Origin of the sequence: Candidatus Erwinia dacicola, from assembly GCF_001756855.1 — a bacterium.
Classification (GTDB): Bacteria; Pseudomonadota; Gammaproteobacteria; order Enterobacterales; family Enterobacteriaceae; genus Erwinia; species Erwinia dacicola.
On sequence record NZ_MAYS01000235.1, the window covers coordinates 1 to 3234 of the forward strand.

The following is a 3234-nucleotide window of genomic DNA, read 5'->3' on the forward strand; positions in this document are numbered from 1 at the left end:
GGCCAGAGTAATTGTCGCGACCCGGTCAGAGTAATTGTCGCCTAATACCAGATAGCAGCGCACAAATACAAACGCGGCGGAAACGAACACGTTGAGATACCGAACCATCTCGACCGCCAGTTCGCGGTTACCGGGCCGGACCAGGTCTGGTGCGGCGATGTGACTTATATCTGGACGGGTAAATGCTGGGCTTATCTGGCGGTGGTGCTGGACTTGTTTGCACGTAAACCGGTGGGCTGGGCCATGTCGACGTCACCGGACTCGGCACTGACGGTCAAAGCGTTGCAGATGGCCTGGGAGCTTCGGGGTAAGCCAACAGACGTGGCGTTCCACAGCGACCAGGGCAGCCACTATACCAGCCGTAGATATCGGCAGGCGCTGTGGCGCTGTAGGATAAAGCAGAGTATGAGTCGACGGGGAAACTGCTGGGATAACGCCCCTATGGAGCGGTTCTTCCGGAGCCTGAAGACCGAATGGGTGCCGACGAAGGGCTATAACAGCTTCAGCGAAGCCCAGGGCGCGATAATCCGCTATATAACGGGATATTACAGCGCTATCAGGCCCCACTGGTATAACGGCAGTCTGACGCCCAACGAATCTGAGCGGCTGTACTACTTACAGTCTAATGCTGTGGCCAGTATTAGTTGGCCACTACACCTCACGGGGTCTAACCCTTTATCATCAACGAATTGCAGGTCAGATGGTTATACTGCTTCGAGCTTTAGTTGGCTGAGTACAGCCGGAAATCATCACCGTAATGTAGTGATGCTCAACATAGCCGCGCGTTTTTGGCGGCGATGGTCACAACAGCCCGCCAGTACCCTCTGCGCTCAACCAACATACAAACCCAACGGCTGAATTAGTCTTCCCAGCGCCAATAAGCACTGAACGAGCCCCCTGAACCAGAAGCGTTCGCAGTTGTGATCCTGCCGAGTTTCGACTTTCCGCCGCTGCTGTATTGTGATGGCGTCAGCCCCAGCCAAACTGCCAGTTGACGTCCATTTTTAAAATTATGTGCATTACCGATACTGGCGACCAGTGCACAGGCCGTTGTGGGACCAACGCCCTTTAGCTCCATCAGCCGCTGACTGCGATGATCTGTTTTGGCTATGCGGGACAAAATTCGGTCATATTCAGTGATGTTAGCTTCAATGCGATCAACGTGTTCCATCAAATCATCAACACATTGCTGAACCTGAAGCGGTAAAGATCTCTTCTGCACAGAAACTATGTGGCGCAGGGCATCAGCACTTTGTGGCGCGATGACACCGAATTCAGATATCAATCCTTGCAGACGATTATACGTTGCTGTTTTCTCTTCGATAAAACCCTGACGGGTACGATGTAAACACTGCATGGCCTGCTGGCTTTCGTCTTTCACTGGTACGAACTGCATATGCGGACGACGAACAGCTTCACAGATAGCCTGAGCATCAGCTGCATCATTTTTTCCTGATTTTCCGGCCATACGATAAGGCGATACAAACTTAGCAGCCATCAGACGTGGCTCATGACCATACTGCCGAAACAATCTTGCCCAGTAGTGAGCCCCGGAGCATGCTTCCATCCCGATAGCACAGGGAGGCAAACTTGCAATTAACTCAGGAAGTGCAGCACGTGATACTTTAGGCTTAACCAGAACAGTTCTACCATTTTGATCAACACCTTGAACAGCAAACACATTTTTAGCAAAATCGATACCGACAGTCGTGATAGTCATAACGAATTCATCCGGGACGATGTGTACCCCATGATTGCACAAGAGTTAATCAGGCGCATAATCAGGGGAAGTCCCTTCCATTCGTTAGGCATCTTTTTTAACCAAGTTATAACACTTGGTTAAATTGCTAATCCAAATGGCGGCTGATAAAAATAGCCGCTCTTTTAGTCACTTCAGGAAGAGACTTGACTTCCAGTGTCTCATTCTGACTATGAGTTCCCCTGCCCCAGGGGCCAAGGCCATCAAGACTGGCAGCAGCATATTGTGCAATATATGAAATATCCGCCCCCCCACGTTCAGTGGTTTGTACAGCCTGTAAGCTCGATCCCCCCAAAGTTACACTAATATCGCTTAACTCAGCTAAAAGCTGCCTGTTCTCATTTTTCTCCAGCATAGCAGGCATTATGTTGTTGAATATCAACTGGCTGGAGGTTAGTGGTAACGAGGTCTCCATAATTTCATGCATCTTTTGTTCAGCCATACATTTCTGCTTATCTGATAAAAACCGCAAATCACCATGCACAAGTGTCTGAGCTGCAATGATTGTCTTCTGCCCGCTGGCGCTTCCGGTGTTTTGCTGCGTATCTTCGTTAACAGTCTGTCCTCCTAGGATAATACTTGGATTAAGCGTTAATCCCGGAATATTCGAAAGGGTAGTTCGAAAACTGTTCAGCACCCGCGCTGTTTCATAAATGGCACCATCCCCTGATGCAGTCTGGAATATTGTGGAGGAGTGTCCTGGTTTACCACTGCTTGAAAGGTACCATTCGCTCAATCCTCGTCTTCTTGTCACCAGCTGATTTTCGGCCAGCGAAAATTCGAATCCCAGTGCAATATCGCTGCCCTGAGCGGCTTCCTTCAGTGCGTTACGTGAGATGGAGGTCGGTTTTTCTGCCTGTTCTTCATCCCCGGTAAGTACTACCGTTATATTGGCATGCTTCAATTTTCCTGCGTGATTCAGCGCATTGAGTGTATATAAAATCGTGACTACGCCACCTTTATCATCAATGACTCCCGGTCCTGTTGCTGATAGCTGATCTGACGAAAGTGTGAATGACTGAAACGGGCTGTTGCGAGGGAAAACTGTATCTAGGTGGCCGATTATCAAAATTTTCTTTCCCGGGCCGCTATGCCTAGCAACTAAACTACCGGCATGCCTCATCGAGGCGGGGAGATTGACCCACTGTGTTTTGAAACCTAGGTCATCTAATTCAGTTCTAACCAGTTCCCCAACTTTTTCAACTCCGGGGCGGTTTCCCGTGCCACTATTGATATTGACTAGGTTCTCTAGCAGTTTGAGTTGATTTTTTTTATGTTTATCAATGTAATTGATTAAAACTCTTTCATCTGAACTTAACTTTGCATTTGCTGCCGTGATGTTGCTGATACAGGACAGCATTAATACTAAAAATAATATTTTAGCTTTCATTCTTAGGGCCTATCCCAAATGGATTTATTCCAGACAATGCGAGTTATTGTCAAATCTAGTGTATGGAGTGTAGTGGTCAACTAAT

1 protein-coding gene and 2 pseudogenes are annotated in these 3234 nt (G+C 48.3%); 1 reads left to right on the plus strand and 2 read right to left on the minus strand.

The window, feature by feature from the left end:
• Window positions 1–63: 63 nt before the first annotated feature.
• A pseudogene (locus BBW68_RS07340) lies at window positions 64–645 on the plus strand (IS3 family transposase); the annotation flags it as partial.
• Between the two features lie 124 nt (window positions 646–769).
• Here BBW68_RS07340 and BBW68_RS07345 read toward each other — a convergent pair.
• Window positions 770–1720 (minus strand): annotated as a pseudogene (locus BBW68_RS07345) (IS110 family RNA-guided transposase).
• Window positions 1721–1847: 127 nt separating this feature from the next.
• A complete protein-coding gene (locus tag BBW68_RS07350; RefSeq protein WP_070134629.1) occupies window positions 1848–3149 on the minus strand; it encodes a M20 family metallopeptidase in 1302 nt (433 codons plus the stop codon).
• Window positions 3150–3234 lie beyond the last annotated feature (85 nt).

Excerpts from the sequence above, each read along its gene's own strand:
- BBW68_RS07350 (WP_070134629.1), bottom strand. The coding sequence starts at position 3,149 with ATGAAAGCTAAAATATTATTTTTAGTATTAATGCTGTCCTGTATCAGC.